17 protein-coding genes are annotated in these 18,934 nt (G+C 40.7%); 7 read left to right on the forward strand and 10 right to left on the reverse strand.

Annotation, left to right across the window (positions count from 1 at the left end; genetic code table 11):
* Positions 1-680: 680 nt before the first annotated feature.
* The gene (locus P2W73_RS13320; protein ID WP_276502546.1) at positions 681-1,145 is read left to right on the forward strand and encodes an Lrp/AsnC ligand binding domain-containing protein; all 465 of its coding nucleotides are present in this window, start codon (positions 681-683) and stop codon (positions 1,143-1,145) included.
* Positions 1,146-1,154: 9 nt separating this feature from the next.
* Here P2W73_RS13320 and P2W73_RS13325 read toward each other — a convergent pair whose 3' ends face one another.
* From P2W73_RS13325 to P2W73_RS13335, 3 genes are all read right to left on the reverse strand, one after another.
* Entirely contained in the window at positions 1,155-2,243 is a 1,089-nt protein-coding gene (locus tag P2W73_RS13325) for an ABC transporter permease (protein WP_276502547.1), read from the reverse strand.
* A 155-nt stretch (positions 2,244-2,398) separates the two neighbouring features.
* Complete coding sequence (locus P2W73_RS13330) at positions 2,399-3,520, reverse strand: glycosyltransferase (RefSeq protein WP_276502548.1); 1,122 nt, start codon at positions 3,518-3,520, stop codon at positions 2,399-2,401.
* Between the two features lie 29 nt (positions 3,521-3,549).
* A complete protein-coding gene (locus P2W73_RS13335) occupies positions 3,550-4,377 on the reverse strand; it encodes an alpha/beta hydrolase (protein WP_276502549.1) in 828 nt (275 codons plus the stop codon).
* An 83-nt stretch (positions 4,378-4,460) separates the two neighbouring features.
* Between P2W73_RS13335 and P2W73_RS13340 the strand changes: the two genes are divergently transcribed.
* Positions 4,461-4,901 (forward strand): MarR family winged helix-turn-helix transcriptional regulator, encoded by a 441-nt coding sequence (locus P2W73_RS13340; RefSeq protein WP_276502550.1) that lies wholly within the window; start codon positions 4,461-4,463, stop codon positions 4,899-4,901.
* Between the two features lie 50 nt (positions 4,902-4,951).
* Positions 4,952-6,745: an acyl-CoA dehydrogenase FadE gene (locus P2W73_RS13345; protein ID WP_276502551.1), complete on the forward strand. Its 1,794-nt coding sequence runs from the start codon at positions 4,952-4,954 to the stop codon at positions 6,743-6,745.
* 1 nt (position 6,746) lies between these two features.
* Here P2W73_RS13345 and P2W73_RS13350 read toward each other — a convergent pair whose 3' ends face one another.
* From P2W73_RS13350 to gnd, 5 genes are all read right to left on the reverse strand, one after another.
* Positions 6,747-7,505 (reverse strand): hypothetical protein, encoded by a 759-nt coding sequence (locus tag P2W73_RS13350; protein ID WP_276502552.1) that lies wholly within the window; start codon positions 7,503-7,505, stop codon positions 6,747-6,749.
* 196 nt (positions 7,506-7,701) lie between these two features.
* On the reverse strand, positions 7,702-8,097 hold the full coding sequence (locus P2W73_RS13355) for a c-type cytochrome (protein ID WP_276502553.1): 396 nt from the start codon (positions 8,095-8,097) through the stop codon (positions 7,702-7,704).
* 68 nt (positions 8,098-8,165) lie between these two features.
* Positions 8,166-8,888, reverse strand: a complete 723-nt coding sequence (pgl, locus tag P2W73_RS13360) for a 6-phosphogluconolactonase (RefSeq protein WP_276502554.1) — start codon at positions 8,886-8,888, stop codon at positions 8,166-8,168.
* Positions 8,889-8,894: 6 nt separating this feature from the next.
* A complete protein-coding gene (gene zwf / locus P2W73_RS13365) occupies positions 8,895-10,421 on the reverse strand; it encodes a glucose-6-phosphate dehydrogenase (protein ID WP_276502555.1) in 1,527 nt (508 codons plus the stop codon).
* A 104-nt stretch (positions 10,422-10,525) separates the two neighbouring features.
* Entirely contained in the window at positions 10,526-11,929 is a 1,404-nt protein-coding gene (gnd, locus tag P2W73_RS13370; RefSeq protein WP_276502556.1) for an NADP-dependent phosphogluconate dehydrogenase, read from the reverse strand.
* Positions 11,930-12,113: 184 nt separating this feature from the next.
* Here gnd and P2W73_RS13375 point away from each other — a divergent pair, with 184 nt between their 5' ends.
* Positions 12,114-13,142: a 2-oxoacid:ferredoxin oxidoreductase subunit beta gene (locus P2W73_RS13375; RefSeq protein WP_276502557.1), complete on the forward strand. Its 1,029-nt coding sequence runs from the start codon at positions 12,114-12,116 to the stop codon at positions 13,140-13,142.
* Positions 13,143-13,200: 58 nt separating this feature from the next.
* Here P2W73_RS13375 and P2W73_RS13380 read toward each other — a convergent pair whose 3' ends face one another.
* A complete protein-coding gene (locus tag P2W73_RS13380) occupies positions 13,201-14,085 on the reverse strand; it encodes a cupin-like domain-containing protein (RefSeq protein ID WP_276502558.1) in 885 nt (294 codons plus the stop codon).
* 127 nt (positions 14,086-14,212) lie between these two features.
* Between P2W73_RS13380 and P2W73_RS13385 the strand changes: the two genes are divergently transcribed.
* Positions 14,213-14,821, forward strand: coding sequence for an L-threonylcarbamoyladenylate synthase (locus P2W73_RS13385; RefSeq protein ID WP_276502559.1), 609 nt, complete (start codon positions 14,213-14,215; stop codon positions 14,819-14,821).
* Positions 14,822-14,830: 9 nt separating this feature from the next.
* On the opposite strand, the gene rnhB is transcribed toward P2W73_RS13385, so the two are convergent.
* On the reverse strand, positions 14,831-15,439 hold the full coding sequence (rnhB, locus tag P2W73_RS13390; protein WP_276502560.1) for a ribonuclease HII: 609 nt from the start codon (positions 15,437-15,439) through the stop codon (positions 14,831-14,833).
* A 117-nt stretch (positions 15,440-15,556) separates the two neighbouring features.
* Here rnhB and P2W73_RS13395 point away from each other — a divergent pair, with 117 nt between their 5' ends.
* Positions 15,557-16,636 (forward strand): COX15/CtaA family protein, encoded by a 1,080-nt coding sequence (locus P2W73_RS13395; RefSeq protein WP_276502561.1) that lies wholly within the window; start codon positions 15,557-15,559, stop codon positions 16,634-16,636.
* Positions 16,637-16,705: 69 nt separating this feature from the next.
* The gene (locus tag P2W73_RS13400; protein ID WP_276502562.1) at positions 16,706-18,934 is read left to right on the forward strand and encodes a hypothetical protein; all 2,229 of its coding nucleotides are present in this window, start codon (positions 16,706-16,708) and stop codon (positions 18,932-18,934) included.

Consider the following 18,934-nt stretch of genomic DNA (forward strand, 5'->3'; position numbering starts at 1 on the left):
AAGCGACTTGAGGACAATGCGTTGATGACTGTTGTTGAGGTAGGGGCAAAAAAATCCCAATAAACATCGGGACTAACAATCACATGAGAAAAGAGAGGGCTGTAGGGGGCCTGAATGTCTTCGGGACACGAGGCGGTTAGCTATAGCACAAAGTCTTAGTGGTCAATCCTGGTCGGCCTGACGGTCGGCCCCTATGCTACGTTTATCCCCGATCCTCATCGCCGGGACAAGAGGATCGCTGCCTAAAATTTTCCTGAATTATTTAAAAAATGCTTTGAGGTATAGACAAAAAAAAATCCCGATAGACATCGGGACCTAACAATCACATGAGAAAAGAGAGAGCTGTAGGGGGAGGGGTCGAACCTCCACGAGGCGGTTAGCCGTAGTACAAAGTTTTAGTGGTCAATCCTGGTCGGCCTGACGGTCGGCTCTATGCTACGTTTATCCCGTGATCCTCACCCCCGAGACGAGAGGGCATGTCTGCCTAAAATTTCATCACCCCACAGTATATGCCGGATTAGTTTTAAGTATCTTGTAATCCGTGTTAAAGAACTTTGATAAGACAAATATAGGACGATTGTCCTTTTTGTTCCAAATTATTCAACAATTATTTTGAAATTATAGATTTTGTTTAAATATTTGCATTATTCAATGAAAATTTTTTAAAATAGCCCTCTAAAATGTCTGCTAAATTAAACCTCGACAAACTTGATCTGGATATAATTCATCATATGATGGAGAATGCGGAAATTTCTTATGCCGATCTGGGTAAAAAGCTTTTTGTTTCCGGGGGTACCATTCATGTTCGTATAAAGAAACTGCAGGAGGCTGGTGTCGTAAAGGGTACACGCCTTAAAGCCGATCTGAAGCAGTTGGGTTATGATGTTATTGCTTTTATCGGAATATATCTGAAAGAAAGCTCTTTATATGATACGGTAGCGAAAGATCTTCAAAAAATACCCGAGATTGTCCGGTTGAATTATACCACTGGTAACTACAGCATGTTTGCCGAAATCGTTTGTAAGGATATTACACAATTAAGATTTGTGTTACATGATCAATTGCAAAAGATAAAAGGGATTGAAAGAACAGAAACCTTTATTTCCCTTGATGAGAGTTTTAGCCGGAACGTGAAAGTGGTTTGAAAGGTCAGCTTATATTCTTCCTCTTACATTCAACGCATCACGCAGGCCATTGCCCAATAAATTAAAGGCCAACACCAATAACATGATTGCAAATCCGGGCGCCAGAGCCAACATGGGGTTTTGGGTAATAATAAAATTATAGTTCTCCTTTATCATCAACCCCCAACTGGGTTGTGGTGGTTGAACACCGACTCCCAGGAAGCTCAGGCCCGCTTCGATCACAATTGCAGAAGCGAAATTCGATGCAGCAATCACCATAACCGGTCCCATGATATTGGGCCAGATATGCCTGACTATCGTTCGGAAATGCGAATAGCCCAAGGCTCTTGTTGCTTCAACATATTCCAATTCACGGGCTGCTAATACCTGGCCTCTTACCAATCTGGCTACGCTCACCCACATAGTCAGTCCTACAGCGATAAACACCTGCCAGAATCCTTTGCCCAATGCCAGGGTGATAGCGAATACCAATAATAAAGTAGGTATACTCCAAATGACATTAATGAACCACATGATTATATTATCTGTTCGTCCGCGAAAGTAGCCGGCCAATGAGCCCAATACCAAACCAATGGAAAGTGAAATAAGGATAGTGATAAGCCCAACGCTTAAACTCACTCTCGTGCCTACAATGAGACGACTAAGAATATCCCGGCCAAATTTATCTGTACCCAGTGTGTATGTTGCCTGGTATATTGGGTTATCAGCAGTTTGTGATTTGGCAAATGATTGGCGTTCACTCAGGCCTTCATCAATATATTTTTGAACAATAATGCTATCCTTGTTTTCTTCAAAGCCCACGATTGGAACATAGTTGTAACTATCTTTTTTACCATTTGCCAGGCGTTCGAAGAAGCTGGTTTGATTGGCAGAAATATCCTTTTTTACTTTAATAAATGTTTGCTCAAAACCCGGTTTATTGCCTCCTATTTCCAAAATAATTCTGTTAGCATAGGGTGATGGATCGGGTGCAATGAAATAAGCAAATAAGGCGACGATGACGGCGAGTATAATAATGGCCAGGCCAAATACCGCACCTTTATTTTTCCGGAGGCGTTTCCATGCAGCCCGTTGAAATGATATGGAATGATTATTCATGAAACATGGGGAAGATAAGCTAAGAGCCTGAAAGAGAAAAAAGCTAAGAGTTCAAAAGAGGAAAAGAGACAATGTAAAGAGTTTAGTTTTTGATTTTCTGGAATCATTAATAAACTGCTATTAAATCTCTTTCGCCCTTTTTTCTCCTTTGCCTCTTAGCTTACAGTTCTACCTTTCCATTCATACTTGCCAAATTGTCCCAATAAGCCGGAAAAGATAGTGTAAAAAATATGCAGCGGTTGAAAGACGAAAAAGAATTTCATAGCCCATTGGTTATTGAAAAATGTAGCGACTGCATAAAAAAAGGGCAACTCCACAAGAGTCTTTACCGCCCAGCCAATCAGGAAAATGATCCAATAGAAGCTGTTCCAAAAACCGGCAATCAATAAAATCAGAAAAGAAAAATTGAAAAGATAAACAAGTAATAAAATCCCAATTATTTTTTTATCATCGTAATAAGTGGCTTTACTGGCCCAGCGGATGCGTTGGTTAAAAAATTGTTTCCAGGTTGGCATGGGTCGGGTACTTACAATAGCATCTTTTGACTTAAGGTAGCGAATCCGCTCGGGGAATTTTTTTGCGATCTTGTGCATCAGTAGCATATCATCGCCTGAAGCAATATGGTCTATGCCTGCAAAACCACTTACTTCGGTAAACAATTTTTTTTCATATGCCAGGTTGGCACCATTGCACATAGACAGCATTTTCTTATAAACTGAAGCCCCGGTAATTCCCTGCAATACCATAAAATCCATCGCCTGGAAAACTTCCACCGGGTTTGAATTGCAGCTAAATGATACCGGTGCAACAATAAACCCAGCTTTGGTTTCTTCCCTGAATGAAACAATGCTTTGCAGCCATTCTGCGGTGGGAATACAGTCTGCATCTGTTGTTACAATTAATTCATTGGCGGCAGCGGCAATACCTGTTTCAATTGCTTTCTTCTTGTAAGAATTAATTTCGTTTTCCTTTAGTTGAAGCAATTTTACTCCGGGGAACTGCAAAACAATTTCAGTGGTTTTGTCTGTTGAATCATCATCAATTACAATGATTTCAAAAAGATGCCTGGGATAAGTTTGGCTTTCCAATGCTCTTAGCAAATTGCCAATGCGTCCTTCTTCATTTCGGGCAGGAACGATTACTGAAATTGCGGTATCATGTTCATCAGAATCAGTTGTAAGTAATGGGGCTGGTATGGAATTCCAGCTTTGCCAAAAGAATAGGATCAAAATGCTGTAGGCGATAAAAATTAATATAAAAAGGAACAGGAGTATCATGCAGGGAAAGCAAATCTAATCATTGGATGTTAATATACCAGCGCATTCATAATTCCTTCAACATGATTTTCATGCAAGACCTGGTGACCGGAATGAATGATAGAAACCGTGCAAAACTCTTCAATGCCTTCCTGAAATTTTTCACCCCTGATTGGCAAAATAATGCGATCATATTTCCCATACACTAGCCGGGCAGGTGTTTGATATTGACGAACAAATTTTTTTATGCGATGCAGATTAGGTTTTAGTTTTCTTAAAGTAGTCCACCTTTTATATAGCAAATCCCTTACCTCAAAATTTCCAATGTAGTAGTTCACAAATTTGAAAATACTGGTATTAACCACCCCCAGCTTATTCAGCAATTTGATAAATCCAAAAAACCAGCCGGGATGTTTCATACTAAAAGCAAAAAGATTATTACCCAGTTGTGTTTGCGTGGCCAACCAATACCAGAAGTTGACTTTTAATCCATCCGGAGCCAATAAGACAAGTTTTCCAATTCTGTCAGGTTGCGCCTGATAAAGACTTAGGGCAATGCGACCGCCCAGGCTGAAACCGAGAAGAGAAAGTCGCAGGTTACCAGTTTTCAGTCGTTGTTTATTTTCACCCAACATCTCCGCAATTATATGTTGCAAATCCACGTGAGAAAAGATTAATCCTTCATTCCATTTTGTTTTTCCATGAAAAGGCAGATCAATGGAATAAAAACTGTATTGATCACCGGCATGCTTTTCCAGGAACCGGTACATGCTGCCATCTTCACCATAGCCATGAAAACAAATTGCTATTTTTTCCCCGTTACCAAACCGATAACAATTGATCTGCGATGATTTATAATGAAGTAGCCATTCTTGCATTTTTAGCGGATAAAATTTTACCGGAAATATAGTTGCACTATTCGAAAATAATATTATTTTTGAATAGTTGCACAAACAACTATATGTCAAACAACCATTTTAAGAAAGGAGAGCTATACAGTTTTGTAACCGGCAAGGCTTCGACCGCTATAGCCCGTCGCTTGCAGAAAAAGTTCAATAATGCCGGGCTTAATATCACGATCGAGCAATGGAGTGTGTTATATCATTTGTGGAAAGAAGACGGACGTAGTCAACAACAACTATGTAATGCTACTTTCAGGGATAAGCCCAGCATAACCCGCCTGGTGGATAACCTGGAAAAGCTAAACCTGGTAAAAAGAGTAGCATCGGAAAATGACCGGCGGATCAATTTGATTTACCTGACCAAAAATGCGCAAAAGCTGGAAGAAGAAACTATGCAAATAGCTGACGAAACGCTGAACGAAGCATTGAAAAGCGTTTCGCCGGATAAAATAGATGTGTGTAAAGAAGTCTTGCAAATTGTGTATGACAACCTAAAGTAGAGAGTCGGATAGATAAAATTACAAACCTTAAACCTTTAAACTTACATACCATGAGTGCTGCCACAGAAGCCAAAAAGACATTGAAAGGGGGCGAATGGCTTATCAAAGAATCTTCGCCTTTTGAAACCTTTACGCCTGAAAACTTCGTTGAGGAACAGCGAATGATCAGGGACATGTGTAACCAGTTTCTCGATGTAGAAGTTTATCCTATTTTAGATCGCATTGATAACCTGGAACCTGGCCTGATGAAATCGCTGGTTACAAAAGCCGGTGAACAAGGGTTGCTATCAGTTTCTTTTCCGGAAGAGTATGGTGGGTTAGGAAAAGACTTTGTTACTTCTACTATAGTAAATGAATACCTGGGTGCCGGTCACTCATTTTCTGTTGCTATTGCGGCACATACCGGTATTGGCACATTGCCAATATTATATTTTGGTACACCCGAACAAAAGCAAAAGTATATTCCCAAGTTAATTACTGGTGAATGGGCAGGCGCCTATGGATTAACGGAGCCCAATAGTGGAAGTGATGCATTGGGTGCAAAAACAACAGCAAAATTGAGCGATGATGGAAAATATTATATTCTGAATGGACAGAAATGCTGGATTACAAATGGCGGATTTGCGCAAGTGTATACTGTTTTTGCCAAAGTGGACGGCGACAAGTTTACAGGATTTATAGTAGAAAGAGGAACTGAAGGATTTACCCAGGGTCCCGAAGAACATAAAATGGGTATCAAAGGTTCTTCGACTGTTCAACTTTATTTCCAGGATGCAAAAGTGCCGGTTGAAAACGTGCTGGGAGAAATTGGCAAAGGTCATAAAATCGCTTTCAATATTTTGAATATTGGCCGGTTGAAATTGTGTGCTGCTGCTACCGGCGGCGCCAGGAGGTCATTGACAGAGTCGGTTTTATACGCTAAAACAAGAGAGCAATTCAAGCAGCCCATTTCCAATTTTGGTGCTATCAAACATAAATTAGCGGAAATGGCTATCAAAGTTTTTGTAGCTGAATCTGCTCTCTACCGCACCGCCAATTGGGTTGATGAGAAAGAAAAAGAACTGTTGGCCGCAGGCAAACCATTTAATGAATCTTTGTTGGGAGCAGCGGAAGAATATGCTATCGAATGTGCTATGTTAAAAGTCTATGGCAGTGAAGTTTTGGACTATGTGGTAGATGAAGGAGTACAAATACATGGTGGTAATGGCTTCAGTGCTGAATATAATATTTCAAGGTCTTACCGGGATAGCCGTATCAACAGGATTTATGAAGGCACCAATGAGATCAACCGGCTGCTCACACTTGACATGACTTTGAAAAGAGCGATGGGTGGAAGACTGGATCTGATGGGTCCGGCCATGAGTGTTCAAAAAGAGTTGATGAGCATCCCCGATTTTGGCAGTGAAGATGAAACTCCGTTTGCAAAAGAAAGAAAGCTTGTTGGCAATCTGAAGAAAGCAATCCTGATGACTGCAGGCGCCGCTGTTCAAAAGCTGATGATGAAAATAGAAAGTGAACAGGAAGTATTGATGAATCTTGCTGATATGGCTATCGAAACCTTCAATGCAGAGAGTGTTCTATTGCGGGTAATGAAGATGACCGATCAGCAGGGTGATGCTGCCACACAGCTTTACCAGGATATTATGCGGACTTATTTATATGATGCCGCTGACAAAGTAAACAAATCAGGTAAAGACGCTATTAATGCCTTTGCTGATGGCGATGAGCAGCGGATGATATTGATGGGATTAAAACGCTTTACCAAGGCTGAACCATTCAATACAAAAGATGCAAGGAGAAGATTGGCTGATAAGATGGTTGCAGAAGGTAAATACTGTTTCTAATTTATTTTTTACTGAAATTGATAATGACTGCTTCTAATGGAGCAGTCATTTTTTTTGGCTTTTCTTCCTGACCGCCGTATATAGCTTTTAGTTCCCTGCGGGTAGTTTTAATTTCAGTCAGCTGGTTGACCCTTTTTCTTTCCATGAAAATTCCCGTTGTCATCACAATACAGGAACAAATAGTGATAAGAAAATAAACAAGATGCGCATCGTGTTTATAGACAGGTTGTATGAGATAATATACCACATACACAAAACAATATCCGACATAAGCAAAAAGTAAAGCGGCAACCATCAGGGCCTTGCCAATTGCTTTGTGATAGACGACTGCAATTTTTACCTGGTGCACAAAAAACAATATAGAGATTGTCAGCACCAATATCAGGCCAGGCGCTAGTATAATAGTGGTAGCTGTAGAATTAAATCCATATAATGCGAGAACAATAGCTTCAAAAACAACAAAGCCGACTGCCACTAAAATCAATTTTCTTCGAAAAAAGACAGTTTTACTAAAGTATACCAGGAACAATAACATCAGCGGCGCATCTAATAAATTATTAATTACGCCAAGCCGGTTCATAAATGTCTTGCCCACGTTTACGTAGCCAAGTAGCATAATGATATAACCTACCACGAGGACATAGTAAAAGAATAATGCAGGGAAACTTCTGTACCAGGCAAGCCGGTTTATTAGGAGCATAATAATGGGCGCACTCAAAGCAATAGTTGCGAATAGGCCCATCCAATTAAATAGAGACATAAAATTGGTTTTCGTTAGGATAGGTACACATCAACACCTGATCTTCACCATAAAGAAACGGCCTTTTTATCTTTATAGTGCTTTCGTTTAATGGTTTATACTAAAATTCAGTAAAACTGTGAGGGTGTTTAGGTAATAATACGCAAAGGGTTGCAAGTGTTTTTATGTGATTGACAAATCAGGTATGATATCTTCATCAATCTACAGGGTAAGGTTCGCCGCGATGACAAGTTTTACAATTGACCACCTTTAGATATTCAGGTCTTGTAGTAGTGTCAAAATTGAAATAAGTTTTGTTAAGATGGATAGTCATTCGCATCATTTTCCGGGCGTTCTCTTTCATAGGCTCATCATCTGATGCGTAATCTAAACTATCGGGAAAGTTTTTAAAAGGCACATGGCAAAACTTACAACTCACTCCCAACGCCTTTGTATAAGATTCCATGATACTATCCAGCATAAACTCACTGATGTCTTGTGGTAGTATTTTAAGATTTTTATGTTTTGGTTTTGGTAAGGTTACGGCTGCTACTCCGGCTGTAACCAGAGCCATCAACAAAAAAACTATAATGAATTGTTTTTTTATGATCATATGACCGGGATGTATGATAAGTGACGATCCACTGTTTAATTTGGTTGACAGCCCATACAATTTTTTATCTATAAATCCGCGGCGGCGGCCTCATCTAAAAACCAATATAGCTCACTATTGAAAGGCTGAATAATCTGGGCTGGATAAAGATCAGGATCATGCTCGCTGCCCAAAACATGATACAATGAAGCGGCTTTATCACCACCGCTTATTAAGAAAGCTACTCTTGACGCCATATTAACTACGGGTGGGGTGAGGGTAATACGGTACATATCCTGCTCTTTCAAATAAAAGCTTAAAGCCCATTTATTATTTTCTCTTACATGATTATATCCCGGAAACAAAGACAAGGTGTGAGCATCATTGCCTAGTCCAAGCAAAACGAGATCAAAGGAGTTAGGTTTGTCGTCAAAATATTGATGCAATAATTTTTCATAATCAGCAGCAGATTCTTCCGGTTTCAATCCATCTGTCTTCATTACATGGATATTTTCGTTACTGACCGGGACATGGTTTAACAGATCATCATAGGCCATTTTCGCATTGTTTCTTTCATCTTCAAAAGGAACAAAACGTTCATCTCCCCAGAAAAAATGGAGTCTGCTCCAGTCAATCTCATTCTTGTATTTGTCAGAGCGTAATTGTTGATACAGTTTTTTGGGTGTGCTGCCCCCGGACAATGCAATCGTAAAACGATCCTGTTTTTTCAATACGTCATTTATATACTCAACCAACCATTCCGCCGCTTTTTCGCTTAGTTCGTCGCTGTTTTTTGACAAGTATTTATGCATAGCCATCTATTTAGAAGTGTCGTTTTTTTGTATAGGAAAATTAGCCCAAAAATGTCCATCACGGGCTATCAGGGCATCGGAATCTTCGGGTCCCCAACTATCAGGGCCATAATTGGGAAAATCTACAGGTGGCCGCTTTTGCCAGGCCTCTAATAAAGGGGTAATTACTTCCCATGCAGCTTCCACCTGGTCGGCACGCATGAACAAAGTTTGATTTCCTTCAATCACATCTTCCAATAATGTTTCGTAAGCTTCCGGCTCCTGTTCATCAAACGTGTCCTTATAGCTAAATACCATGTCAACCGGATTCAATACCATCTCAGTGCCGGGCCGCTTGGCCTGGAAACGAATGCGGATGTCCATTTGCGGCTGAATACTAAATGTCAGTCTATTGGGCCGCCAGGTATCTGCAGCTTCCGCCGGAAATGAATAATGAGGAGCTTCTTTAAATTGAATGGTAATGGAAGTTGTTTTTTCATGCATTCGTTTACCGGTGCGTATATAAAAGGGGACGTTTTTCCAGCGCCAGTTATCGATATAGAATTTGGCAGCTACAAACGTTTCGATCGGCGAATTTGTCGCCACGCTTTTCTCCTGCTGGTAGCCCGGAACTTCCTGTCCTTTCATCCATCCCTCAGCGTACTGACCTCGCACAGCATTTTCATGCACATCTTCCGTACTGATTTTCCGGATAGCTGTCAGCACATCCACTTTTTTATTTCTTATTTCATTTGAATCGAACGAAGTGGGTGGTTCCATAGCAATCATACAAAGCAATTGCAAAGCGTGGTTTTGAACCATATCTCTTAAGGCTCCCGCCTGTTCATAATAACCGCCTCTGTCTTCTACGCCGACCGTTTCAGCAGCTGTTATTTGCACATGATCAATATAATGATTGTTCCAGATGGGTTCAAACATAGCATTGGCAAAGCGGAAAGCAAGAATGTTTTGAACTGTTTCTTTACCAAGGTAATGATCGATACGAAATATCTGCTCTTCCTTGAACATGCCACTCAGCAACTGGTTCAGGTCATGTGCACTTTTCAAGTCGTGCCCAAATGGTTTTTCAAAAACAATCCGGGTATGCTGTGAGTCATCACAAATCTTTTGCTCTGATAGCTTTTTAGCGATAGGAGGAGCCAGCTGTGGAGCTACGGCGAGATAAAATAAAAGATTAGGCATCACTCCCCATTCTTTGCTCTTCTCATTGGTCCATTCATACATTTTTTTATACGACTCATCATTCGTAAGATCCATTACATGATAAGAAATTAGCGGCGCAAAAGAGGGCCATTTTTCTTCTATCTTTTCTTTGCGTCGTGAAAATTGCTTGATTCCATCCAGGAGCTTATTTCGGTAATCATCAATGTTTGGAAAAGCTGTACGACCAACTCCGATCACCATAAATTTTTCAGGGAGTTGTTCGTCGAGATAAAGATTATAAATGGCTGGTATAAGCTTGCGGTTTGCGAGGTCGCCACTGCCGCCGAAAATAAAAAGTATAGTTGGGGGTAAATTTGTTTTCTTTTCCATTTATCAATAAGTATTAGAATCTTAAATCATGTTATGAACAGTCGCCACTTGCCCGTTACACAGTGCCTTCATCTTCCGGTCTCTGGCTTCTGAAATCCGGTTTTTCACCATTCGGTATGAAAGCTCCCTTCCTTGTCAATACGCTGGTACGTATGGGCGCCAAAAAAATCCCGCTGGGCTTGTATCAGGTTTGTTGCCATTCGTTCACTGGTATACGCATCCAGGTAAGCCAAAGCACTCATTAGCCCCGCTGCAGGAATTTTTGCTGTCGCAAATTGTTGCACCATTTTCCTGAGTCCGGCCTGTTTCTTTTTAACAATAGCGGCAATTTTTTTATCCAGTAAAATATTATCCAGGGAGGAATTCTTTTTAAATGCAGCTGTAAAAATTTCCAATTGTGCTGAACGAATGATACAGCCGCCCCGCCATATTTTCACCACATCTTTCATCGGGATATCCATTTGTCTTTCTACTGATGCTTTTTGAAGCATCGAGAATCCTTGTGCATAAGCAATTAAAGTAGCGGCGTATAACGCATCGTGTAGTTGCAGCAGCAGTTTTTCTTTATTGCTGGAAAAACTTTTTGTTTTAGGCTTGTACAAAGCGGCGGCCTGCGCCCTTTCATCCTTATAACCTGAAATATCTCTCATGGCAACCGCCATATCAATGGTTGGCAGGGGCACGGGCAGGTTCATTGCTTCCTGCGAGGTCCATTTACCGGTACCTTTTGAACCGGCTTTATCCAAAATAATATCCACGAGGCTAATGCCGGTCAGCTCATCTTTTTTGGGAAAGATGGCTGCGGTTATTTCAATCAGGAACGACTGCAATTCTCCGTCATTCCATTTTGTAAAAACAGCATGCATCTCGTCATTGCTGAGTTCCAGGCCTCGCTTCATAAAGTCGTACACCTCACTAATCATTTGCATGATGGCATATTCAATACCATTATGCACCATTTTTACATAGTGGCCCGCGGCATTTTTACCCATATAAGCTACGCAGGGCTCATTATTTACTTTAGCCGATACTGCTTCAAGAATAGGTTTTACATGGTCCCATGCTTCTACATCTCCCCCCGGCATAATACTCGGGCCCCTTCTTGCGCCTTCTTCACCGCCACTCACGCCCATTCCCATGAAATGAATTTTTTTATCTTCTACATATTTTATCCGGTTAAGGGTATCGGTGAAATGGGAGTTGCCGCCATCGATAATAATATCACCCTCTTGTAATAGAGGCAGCAAGTCCTTAATCACTGAATCGACTATGGGCCCTGCCGGAACCAATAACATAATTTTCCTGGGGCTTTTAAGTTCTGCGATCATCTCTTCCATAGAGTTAACGCCCTTCACGGTAGTGCCTCCCGTGGCTGACTCTTCCAGTAGTCTTGTCTTTGCGGTATCTTTATCGAAGCCAATCGCCGAAAATCCATGATCTGCAATATTTAACAAAAGGTTGCGGCCCATAGTACCCAAGCCTACCATACCGAAATCGTAAGATGCCATATAACTAAAATTAGGGTCGCAAGTTAGGTACAAATTGTAAAAAGCGCTTCGTGACAGGGTTACGTATGTTTGTTTTTTTAGCCTAACCGATGAACTTACCGGTCATGATAAACTCATAAAAAGCATTTAACTCATTCCCTTGGTTAATATTCATTAATTTTACAACCCAATATTTTATTTTGTTATGAGTGATGTGATTACAGCCCCCGCCCTAACCGCCAAAGATTTCGCAACCGACCAGGAAGTAAGATGGTGCCCCGGATGTGGTGATTATTCTATTTTGGCCCAAGTACAGAAAGTGATGCCAACCCTTGGAATTCCAAGAGAAAATATTGTAATAGTCTCAGGTATTGGTTGCAGCAGCCGGTTCCCTTATTATATGAATACCTATGGCATGCATTCGATTCACGGTCGTGCCACAGCGATAGCATCTGGTTTAAAAGCCAGTCGTCCTGAATTGAGTGTATGGATTGTTAGTGGAGATGGGGACAGTTTGAGCATCGGGGGTAATCATACTATCCACTTATTACGCCGCAATTTTAATGTGAACCTTTTAGTGTTCAACAACCAGATTTATGGATTGACAAAGGGACAATATTCTCCGACTTCTGAAGAAAATAAGGTGACTAAATCAACGCCGTTTGGCAGTATTGATCATCCTTTTAATCCATTAGCGCTGGCGATGGGCGCCGATGCCAGTTTCGTAGCTCGTACTATGGATCGTGATCCGAAACATTTACAGGCCATGCTTATCAGAACTAACCAGCATAAAGGGGCTTCTTTTCTCGAGATATATCAGAACTGCAACATTTTTAATGATGGTGCCTTTGAAATTTTTACTGAAAAAGGCAGCAAAGCACAGGAAACACTGTTCTTAGAACAAGGCAAACCGCTCGTCTTCGGCGCTTCGAGTGATAAGGGGATTAAGCTGGATGGATTTACACCCAAAGTGGTGGACCTCAACAATGGTTATAGTGCTGATGATCTGTGGGTGCATGATGAAAAAGATATTTATAAAGCCCAGATATTGGTTCGCATATTTTATGATCCCAAAATAGAAGGTCATTTACCAAGACCATTCGGAGTGTTTTATCAAAACGACAGGCCTTGCTACGAGGATCAGATGCAATTACAATTGGAGAATGCTGTTGCGAGCAAGCCTGCCGACCTGGATAAATTATTAAGAGGAAAAGAAGTGTGGACGATACAGTAAGTATAGTTGCTCAGGGTATTAAGTTGTCTTTTCACTTTGCGCAATTTTATGATTTGCCTCAGGAGGTAAGCATAAGTTCTTTTTCGGCATTTTCAAAAATCTTTCTCTTTTTATTTTCATACCACCACCGGGGCATTGTCTTTTTCATCAGGGTATCAATGCTGCGCATGCCGAATAAATTCCAGGCTCCTTTTAATTTGCCGCTCAATGATGGATGCAGTGCCCGCAAACTCATCGCAAACCCACTGTCAAGATATTCCATATGATGCCAATAACCGGCAGGCATAAATAAAGTATCGCCGGGTTCGAGGATGAAGTCAAAACCTTCAGCCAGTTTTAAAGCAGGGAATCGTGTATAATCCGGGGAGCCATTGCCCTCATAATAATGAGAGAAATCAGCGAGGCTTAATACTTCAAAAGGCTTGCGGTACAATTTGTATTGTTCTTTAAACGGAAACATCAGCACTCTTTTTCTGCCGGCAAATTGCGTATGCAAAATATGTGACATGTCAATATCAAAATGCATATGCGTGATGCTGGTAGCGCCGCCGGTAAAAAGCATCGGGTATTTTTTTACAAAACCTTTCATCAGGTGTTCGGGCCACGTAAAATCATCGATGAGTTGTGGTGCGTGATCAAAGATGTTAAACAGGAATATCCGCCAGCCGGCAGGTCCTTTGCGGATCATTTCAATATACTCACCAAAAGTTTTGTAGTCATCTGCTTTGTTAATAGGCGTGTAAGCATCGCTTTTAATATTATTATAAAGAGGAACTTTTTTATCGCCAACCAATTCTTTGAAATAATCCCAGTTCCATTTGGTGTAAGCAGGCCACTCTTTTGCAAGATTTTTTATGACTATCGGGGTTCCTGGCTGATAAAAATCTTTCTTAAAAACTCCTGGTGCAATCGAATCGACCGTAACGACGGGCTTTAGAAGCATAGCAGAGACGTTTTAACAAAGATAAAATTAAGGGTAAATATAAAGCGTCGGATTCTGATCAATTAACATATTTCATAAAACACTTGTAGCTTTATGTGTTTGTAATGGTTAATTGTTGTTTCAATCTATGTTATTGCACATTCATCCACAAAATCCGCAGCCCAGGCAAATTAAGACTGTCGTTGAAAGTTTAGAAAGAGGAGGAGTTATTATATATCCAACCGATACTATATATGGTCTCGGTTGCGATATCCTGCAACATAAAGCGATTGAAAGAGTTTGCCGGATAAAAAACGTGGACCCTAAAAAAGCACAGCTTTCTTTTATTTGTTCCGACTTGAGTCACCTAAGTGACTACGCCAAGCAACTTCCTACGGTCACTTACCGCTTGCTAAAAGAGTACCTGCCCGGTCCTTACACTTTTATTTTGCCTGCCAGTAAAATGGTTCCGAAAATTTTGCAGAGTAAAAAAGACACCATCGGGCTACGTATTCCGGCAAATAATATTGCCCAGGCTATCATTAATCAATTGGGTCGACCGATACTGAGTGCATCGTTGCCCGGAGAAATGGTAGAGGATTATACAGATCCCGAAATAATGCATGAAAATTTTATGCGTGAAGTTGATATGGTCATTGACGGCGGTATTGGCGGAACTGTTCCATCGACAATTATTGATTGTACAGGAACTGAGCCAATAGTGATGAGAGAAGGTTTGGGTGAGTGGAATGGATAATGTAGTTGTTTAATCATCTTCATTGAACAGTTCAAATTGCTCCGTTATCAGCCGAAAGCTTTTGCGGTGATATTTACAGAGTCCATGTTCTGCAATGGCATTGCGGTGAAAAGGAGTACCGTAACCCTTGTTATTCTTCCAATGATAAACAGGAAATTCGTCATGCAACTGTTCCATATATTCATCCCGGTAAGTTTTGGCAAGGACGCTGGCCGCAGCAATACTGGCATACTTTCCATCGCCCTTGATAATGCAATGATGCGGTATTTTGGGATAAGCTGTAAAACGATTGCCATCAATCAACAATAAGCCGGGTTGCTGCGTTAATTGAGCAATCGCCAGGTGCATTGCTTTAAAAGAAGCTTTTAAAATATTGATGGTATCGATTTCGTTGTTGTCAACAAACGATACAGCATAGCTGATAGCCTGCTGCTCTATGACAGGTCGTAATTCATTTCGTTCTTCTACTGTCAGCTTTTTTGAATCATCCAACAAAGGATGACAAAAATCTTTTGGCAAAATAACTGCTGCGGCGAACACCGGTCCTGCAAAGCAGCCACGACCCGCTTCATCACAGCCTGCTTCAATTAAAATGTCCTGGTAGAATGATTTCAGCATCGTTCAAAAATCAAGGCGAAAATAAACCAGCCTACCTGTAATTAGGACAAATAGCGTTAAATATTATTCCACAAAAATTGCCCTTCGCAAATCAACAGAACTACCTTTGCACCCGCTATGCATAATGAACTAACGCAACCCCGTTCTTCACGCCCCGTAGCGATCTGGCTGCTCACCGGCGTTTTTATGATTATCATCCAGGTATTGCTGGGAGGAATAACAAGGTTGACCGGTTCAGGACTTTCCATTACAGAATGGAAGCCTATTATGGGAGCCTTACCGCCCATGAATGAACAGGACTGGATGGCTGCTTTTGAGAAGTATCAACAAATTGCGCAATATAAATACCTCAACTATCATTTCACTCTTGCTGATTTTAAGTTTATTTTTTTCTGGGAATGGTTTCACCGTCTTTGGGCAAGATTGATCGGTGTAGTTTTTATTATTCCTTTTATCATTTTCATTATTCAAAAAAGATTTAAAAGGGAAATGATCCGGCCGCTGATCATCCTGTTTTTATTGGGTGGATTGCAGGGTCTTGTGGGGTGGATCATGGTGCAAAGCGGATTGGATGATTCGGAGTTATTATATGTAAGCCATTATAAGTTGGCGATTCATTTCATTTTTGCCCTGGTTCTCTTATGTTACACATTATGGTTCGCATTAAAATTATTAGTACCTGCCTCTCAATTGGCCTACAACAACAAATTAAGAAGCTTCACCGGCTGGTTGATCGCTTTGCTCACCTTGCAGTTGATATACGGCGCCTTTATGGCGGGGCTGAAAGCTGCAACCGCCGCACCAACATGGCCATCTATTAACGGAGTTTGGTGGCCCGTTAATATTCATTCATTTGGGGACCGTGAATTTGCCGGTATTAGTTTTTTAGTGGATCACCCTTTAGTCATTCATTTTATCCATCGCAATCTCGCTTATATAATCACTATTCTTTTATTTATATGGAGCTGGCAGGCGTTTAAAATAAAGACTGCTTATTTATTTAGCAGAACAAGGGGCTTGCCGTTGCTTTTAGTGCTTGTACAGGTTATACTAGGAATATTATCTGTTTTATATTCACCTGAGCAATACAGCTTTCTTTGGCTGGCAGTGGCCCATCAATTTGTTGCTATGCTTTTACTATTAGCGTTGGTGTGGATGTTTTTTATCATCCGTAATGAGAAAAATCGTTTAACATAAATTAGAGAAAAGCTTGTTTGCATTGCTGGCTTTAAATAGTATTTTTAAGCATCACCAGTTAACTTTTTCATGAAAGTTTGGCTAAGAGGCTTTTATTATTCATTTCCTGTTCAACTTTTATTCCTGCACTTCAGGAAATACCAGGTCCTATTACTTTTTTGGGTTATTCTTTTTGCGGTTGTGAACAGCAGTTTCATGAATACCTTCGGCGCCGACTCACTTTACCTGGCACCAGAATACCTCGGCAATGTGAATTCAATAAGTGCGGCACTGGTCGGTGCGTCGATCGGCATGTTTATCATGAGCTGGAATATCAGTACGTTTGTTTTGTTCAGCCGGAACTTCAGATTTTTGGCTGCCACTACCAATCCGTTTTTGAAGTATTGCATTAATAACTCGGTTATTCCTATTCTTTTTATCATCTTCTATTTTTTTAATGCGTACAAGTTTACCCGCTACAAAGAACTGACTTCAAATGTGGAGATTCTTTTTTTAGCTGGCGGGTTTATCAGCGGTCTTGCATTGGTGTTGGCTATTTCGTTTATTTATTTTTTCCGGGCCGATAAATCGATCTTGAGACGGATGATGCCGGTTATCAACAATCCTGGTGAATATATCACTCATCTTCGGCCTGCAAAAGAAGTTTCATATGATGAAAGTCTTATTCATGTAGAATGGTATTTTGACTCACCCAGTCGTTTGCGGCCAACAAGAGACGTAAGACATTACACGCCACAATTTGTAGAATCTTTGTTCAAGCGGCATCACTTTGCTGCCATCATGTGTGTGTTTTTTGCGTTTATACTATTGATCGGTATCGGCTTTTTTCTTGACTCACCTTTTTTTCAGATCCCGGCCGCAGCCAGCATTACGATTTTCTTTTCCATTCTTATCGGTGTAGCCGGCGCATTTTCTTACTTTTTGCAGAGCTGGAGCATTCCTTATCTTTTATTGTTGCTGATTGCTTTAAACTTTTTTTATAAAAAGGAATGGATTGATCCGCGTAACAAGGCCTACGGTATCAATTATCAAAATAAAAAAGAAAGGCCTTCTTATTCAAAGGAAGGCCTAATGACCTTATGTACCAGGGAAAAGGTAGAAGCTGATCGGCAGAATATGATCAGCATTTTGGAAAAATGGAAAAGGAAACAGGATAGTGCAAAACCTTTATTGGTATTGTTAAACACCAGCGGCGGTGGTCATCGGAGCGCCACATTCACCATGAGCATGTTACAACACCTGGATAGTCTTACTCATGGCGCTATCATGAAAAGAATCTTTCTTATCAATGGTGCATCAGGTGGTATGATAGGTGCTACTTATTTCCGTGAATTGTTTTTACAACGATTAAACGGAAAGGCCATTAACCTGCAGGATGAAAAATATGTGGATGATATTGCCAGCGACGTGTTAAACCCTTTGTTCTCTTCATTTGTAGCAAGAGATCTAATTGCACCTGCGCAAAAGTTTAAAGTAAACGATTATACATATGTTAAGGACAGGGGATATGCTTTTGAACAGAAGCTTAACATGAACACCAGGGGAGTTCTCGATAAGCATATAAAAGACTATGCGGCCGATGAAAAGGAGGCAAATATTCCATTGATCTTTTATAATTCGGTAGTAACAAGAGATAGTCGTAAACTCATCATCAGTACACAACCCGTAAGTTTTATGATGCAGGGCTGGCAGGATACCAGTCGCATACCGGAAATGGATCCTGATGTAATTGATTTCGGTGCTTTTTTCAAAAACCAGGATCCGTATAATTTGAGAATTCTTACTGCACTTCGTATGAATGCAACATTCCCCGTTGTGTTACCGAATGTATGGCTGCCATCTAACCCGGTTATAGATGTAATGGATGCCGGCCTGCGTGATAATTATGGCCAGGAAACATCACTCCGCTTCCTGGAAGCGTTCGATGGCTGGATAAAAGAAAATACCAGTGGTGTTTTAATTATACAAATAAGAGATCGCAGTCCCGGTGGCTGGGAATTCCCGTATATGTCAGATGATATTACCGATCATGCAACCAAACCGTTTTTGTTGCTGCAGCACAACTGGTTCAAAATGATGGAATATTTTCAAAACGATATGCTGAGCTACTATAGCGAGCATCCGGGTAGAACCGTTCACAAAGTTTTATTCCAGTATGCTTCAGATAATGAAGAAAATAAGGCGGCACTAAATTTTCACCTTAGTAAAAGGGAGAAAAAGGACGTTACTATATCAGTTAGCTCTTCTGCCAATGCTAAAAGTTTCAGGGAGCTTAAGCGATTATTAAATATTCAATGA

The organism is Terrimonas pollutisoli, from assembly GCF_029360765.1.
In the GTDB taxonomy this organism is placed as follows: domain Bacteria; phylum Bacteroidota; class Bacteroidia; order Chitinophagales; family Chitinophagaceae; genus Terrimonas_B; species Terrimonas_B pollutisoli.

Bases quoted from the DNA above. Each gene is read 5' to 3' on its own strand.
- gnd (WP_276502556.1), bottom strand. From the start codon at position 11,929: ATGGCATCTTACGATTTCGGTATGGTAGGCTTGGGTACTATGGGCCGC.
- P2W73_RS13320 (WP_276502546.1), top strand. From the start codon at position 681: ATGTCTGCTAAATTAAACCTCGACAAACTTGATCTGGATATAATTCAT.
- P2W73_RS13340 (WP_276502550.1), top strand. From the start codon at position 4,461: ATGTCAAACAACCATTTTAAGAAAGGAGAGCTATACAGTTTTGTAACC.
- P2W73_RS13325 (WP_276502547.1), bottom strand. From the start codon at position 2,243: ATGAATAATCATTCCATATCATTTCAACGGGCTGCATGGAAACGCCTC.
- P2W73_RS13385 (WP_276502559.1), top strand. From the start codon at position 14,213: ATGTTATTGCACATTCATCCACAAAATCCGCAGCCCAGGCAAATTAAG.
- P2W73_RS13335 (WP_276502549.1), bottom strand. From the start codon at position 4,377: ATGCAAGAATGGCTACTTCATTATAAATCATCGCAGATCAATTGTTAT.
- P2W73_RS13355 (WP_276502553.1), bottom strand. From the start codon at position 8,097: ATGATCATAAAAAAACAATTCATTATAGTTTTTTTGTTGATGGCTCTG.
- P2W73_RS13400 (WP_276502562.1), top strand. From the start codon at position 16,706: ATGAAAGTTTGGCTAAGAGGCTTTTATTATTCATTTCCTGTTCAACTT.
- P2W73_RS13395 (WP_276502561.1), top strand. From the start codon at position 15,557: ATGCATAATGAACTAACGCAACCCCGTTCTTCACGCCCCGTAGCGATC.
- P2W73_RS13330 (WP_276502548.1), bottom strand. From the start codon at position 3,520: ATGATACTCCTGTTCCTTTTTATATTAATTTTTATCGCCTACAGCATT.
- pgl (WP_276502554.1), bottom strand. From the start codon at position 8,888: ATGCATAAATACTTGTCAAAAAACAGCGACGAACTAAGCGAAAAAGCG.
- rnhB (WP_276502560.1), bottom strand. From the start codon at position 15,439: ATGCTGAAATCATTCTACCAGGACATTTTAATTGAAGCAGGCTGTGAT.
- P2W73_RS13375 (WP_276502557.1), top strand. From the start codon at position 12,114: ATGAGTGATGTGATTACAGCCCCCGCCCTAACCGCCAAAGATTTCGCA.
- P2W73_RS13380 (WP_276502558.1), bottom strand. From the start codon at position 14,085: ATGCTTCTAAAGCCCGTCGTTACGGTCGATTCGATTGCACCAGGAGTT.
- P2W73_RS13350 (WP_276502552.1), bottom strand. From the start codon at position 7,505: ATGTCTCTATTTAATTGGATGGGCCTATTCGCAACTATTGCTTTGAGT.
- P2W73_RS13345 (WP_276502551.1), top strand. From the start codon at position 4,952: ATGAGTGCTGCCACAGAAGCCAAAAAGACATTGAAAGGGGGCGAATGG.
- zwf (WP_276502555.1), bottom strand. From the start codon at position 10,421: ATGGAAAAGAAAACAAATTTACCCCCAACTATACTTTTTATTTTCGGC.